The sequence below is a fragment of the Streptococcus sinensis genome, assembly GCF_000767835.1.
Taxonomy (GTDB): domain Bacteria; phylum Bacillota; class Bacilli; order Lactobacillales; family Streptococcaceae; genus Streptococcus; species Streptococcus sinensis.
Genome location: NZ_JPEN01000095.1, coordinates 1 through 3,621 on the forward strand (window position 1 = coordinate 1; position 3,621 = coordinate 3,621).

Consider the following 3,621-nt stretch of genomic DNA (forward strand, 5'->3'; position numbering starts at 1 on the left):
GGCGGAGCCCTTTACCTAGGTAAGAAGAAAGCTTAGACCTGATAAGAGTTCACACAAGCAAGCACTCGAAATCAGAACTTAAGCAGCTCTAAAAAAATCGAACCACATCAAGGGATTTCTTTCCGCTAGATGTGGTTCGCTTTTTAAATTTTAGAGAGTTCTCTCAATAGATTTTTGTTATAAAATGTTTTTCGGATTTGGNGACTTTTATATTTTAGAGTAAGACAAGATGAAAATCTGTCTTATCTGCAAAAGCAGAGGTTAGTATTGTCAATCATATCAATGACTTGGCGAGGTTAGATTGGCCCGCAAATATGACTATAGTATGACCGACCGATTGTCCTACAAGTTTCTTCTAATCGACAATGCGAAATGTTGCTAGAAGGCAGATTAATAGCTCTCTAGCTCTGTATAACCACTTGTATGATAATCGAGAAGTACTAATTGAACTTCTCTGAGACAACTAATCCGTAAGACTTAGCATATTTTTCCTATAAGAAAATTTTAAGAATTTTATATTATTTTATTCTACAGGATGGAAAATGCAGATTTGACTTTCCATTCTAATTCGACTGATATTACTATATATACTTCTCTAAAAGATGAGTGTTTTAGAGATAGATTGAGGAGTAAAATGAAATTTAAGAAAACATTAGTGGCAGCAGGAGCTTTAGTAGCTGCCCTCTTTACCATTTCAACAGCAACGGCTGACACAAATGTACAAAAGGTGATTGACGAGACCTATGTGCAACCCGAGTACGTTTTGGGCTATTCCCTAGATGAGAGCCAGAAGGCACAAACGTTACAGCTATTGGGATATAATGCATCTAGTGATTCTAAGCCACTGAAAACAATGACCACTGACATCTATTCAAGAATTATGAATGTAGCAAATGATTCTAGCTTACAGCTGTATTCTTCTGTTAAAATCCAGAAATTAGGCAATAAGAAACCATTGCAAGTCAAGATTGTTACGCCGCAAAATATCACCAAGGTTACAGAAGATATGTATCGTAATGCAGCCGTTACACTAGGCGTGCAGCATGCAGAAATTACAGTAGCAGCACCTATCCCTGTAACTGGGGAAAGCGCTCTAGCCGGCATTTACTATTCGCTGGAGGAAAATGGAGCAACCGTTCCTCAGGAAAATAAAGACTTAGCTCAGGAAGAATTAGCCGCACTTTCAAATATCAATGCCGAAAACCAAGGTAAGGACGGTTATGATGCAGATAAGCTAAATGTGGCTCTGGCGGATATTAAAGCAGCCGTTGCCAATGCTAAAAAGAATAACAGCAATCTGACAGAAGATGATGTCCGAAAAATCGTTGAAGAAACGCTGAAAAACTACGGACTCAGCAGCTCAGTTACAGGTGACCAAATCAACCTGATTGTCAACTTCGCGGTCAATCTTTCAAACAGCGGAGTCATCACAAATGCTGATTTCACAAAGACACTCAACGACTTAAAAAATAGTATTGTCTCGAAGGCCGGTGATACCTTCAATAATATCAACCTTAATTTTGATGCGAACGGACTTCTTGAGGATGGCAGTAATTTCTTCAGCAATATCTGGAATGCGATTGTCAATTTCTTTAAAGGATTGCTTGGTCAATAAGCTTGCCTTTAATTTTAATTCAAGAGAATCTAACATATCTAAAAAGTCCAACTGAGATTCCAGTTGGACTTTTTGAACATCTATTATTCCCACTCAACGGTTGCAGACTCCTTGAGAATCGCTATATAATAGGCTTTTTAAGGAGTTAGTAATTCTTTGGTGGGGTTTTTGGTGGGAATGTTATTTTGAAATTGATTGGTTCCCGTTGAAATGTACTAAGCTAGAAGATGGGAAAGAAACATTAATAATTCCTACCATTTCATTAGTGATAACTTCATCAGCGCCATCCCATAGATGCGAGTAGTGTTTCAAGGTGATTTCAGGAGAAGAGTGTCCTAAACGTTTTGATAGAATAAGTACAGGAGCATTTAATTCATTAATTAGCAGTGATGCATGGCTGTGTCTGAGACCTTTCGCTTGGATAGGCTTTACGTGAGCAATCTTGGCGTACCTTTTAATAATCCTTGAGATTGTAGATTTCAACATAGGTAAGCCATCGTATGAAAAGATAAAATCATTCTCGTGTCCTAGTCCAATCTTTTTTTGAGCTTTACGCCATTTTTTTAACACATCAATAGTATCTTTATCTAAACTAATCATCCTTTTTCCGTCTTTAGTTTTCGTATGGGAATTACGAGTCCATTCTTTTTTGTTTTTAACAATAAGCATATGATGAACTCGTAGGCGTTGCTTATCAAAGTCAACATCATTCCATTGAAGGGCACAACCTTCATTTACACGTACGCCAGTCATGAAATATACCCAAATCATCACGAAGTTTAAATGTTCATATACATCTTCAATGTAAATTTGTGAAATAACAGCTTCAAATTCGCTCTTAGTCCAATATGGGACATTACTTTTCCCTTTAGGAATTGCATTAGATTGCTTAGAAATGTTTTTTTCCACATATCCCATTTGCAAAGCATAGTCCAATGATTTCCTAAACATGCCAAAGATGAGGCTAGCATATCCTTGTGAATATCCGGCACCATCCTCATCTTGACTAGTCAGTAACCATGTTCGAAACATCTGGACTTGTTCGAGTGTAATCGAACGAAGTGTAGTGTCACCAAAACGATCACAAAGCTGTAAAAGATTTTTCTCTCGAACTGAAAATGTGCTGTGCTCAACTGTTGTTCTATAATATGGAATATAATGTTCTTCCATAAATTGTCGATATTTCATCCGGTAGTTAGAATAACCTTGAGATTGTTGATATTCATATTTCAGCCGATTTAATTCCTTGTTTGCTTCTGCAGCCGAATTAAATGGATTTCCGTGTTGATCAAACCTTGATTTCTTTCGTATACGTTTCCCCGTAACTCTATCTTTACCAAATTCGGTTTGAATAAAAAATTTACCGTCTTTGTCTGTATAGACTCCAGGAAATTTAGTTTTCTGTTGATTTTTTGGCATTATTCCTCCTTGTGAAGTGAAACACCCAAAATTTCTTCAACAGCAGCGGTTGGGACATGCCCTAAACGTCGATTATTATAAAAGGCATACCCCTTTTGTACCATAATATGCTTAGCTTGTCTAATAATTGAAATGGCAGTATAGGGATTGTAACCCATTTTAATTAAATCTTCTTTGTTCATTGTTTGTTTCATAATTAATAATCCTCTTGAAATTTCTATATTTTATTGCGATAATAGAAGTAGGTAATAGATATTATTACTAGTATATTTTGAGTTTGTTTCTGACACCGACCAAAGTTTAGAAACAAGCTCTTTTTTTGTTCTAAAAAATTTACACATATCTATTTCCTTTCTCAAATATTAAACTCAAACTGTTTACATATAAATATATGTTCGTTGTTATATCAAGGTTTACAGCCATAAATATAAAAAAGTTATTATTTAATTTGCGTTATTTTTTATTGATATCTAAATCTTTATCAGGAAATTCTTTTAAAACATGATTTCTAATTTTATTTTTTTGATTTTGAACCGCACCCCAAAAGTTAGACAGAAAAAATCTAACATTTGGGGTGTTATTTTTAT

The 3,621-nt window shown here is 35.4% G+C and carries 3 protein-coding genes; 1 reads left to right on the top strand and 2 read right to left on the bottom strand.

Annotated features, from left to right (window positions below; all coding sequences use genetic code 11):
* Positions 1-634: 634 nt before the first annotated feature.
* A complete protein-coding gene (locus tag SSIN_RS08015) occupies positions 635-1,615 on the top strand; it encodes a DUF1002 domain-containing protein (protein ID WP_037617737.1) in 981 nt (326 codons plus the stop codon).
* Between the two features lie 180 nt (positions 1,616-1,795).
* Here the strand turns inward: SSIN_RS08015 and SSIN_RS08020 are convergent, their stop codons facing one another.
* Positions 1,796-3,034, bottom strand: a complete 1,239-nt coding sequence (locus SSIN_RS08020; protein WP_037617739.1) for a tyrosine-type recombinase/integrase — start codon at positions 3,032-3,034, stop codon at positions 1,796-1,798.
* Positions 3,034-3,228, bottom strand: a complete 195-nt coding sequence (locus tag SSIN_RS08025) for a DUF3173 domain-containing protein (protein WP_037617741.1) — start codon at positions 3,226-3,228, stop codon at positions 3,034-3,036. The genes SSIN_RS08020 and SSIN_RS08025 overlap by 1 nt, the downstream gene beginning before the upstream one ends.
* Between the last annotated feature and the right edge of the window lie 393 nt (positions 3,229-3,621).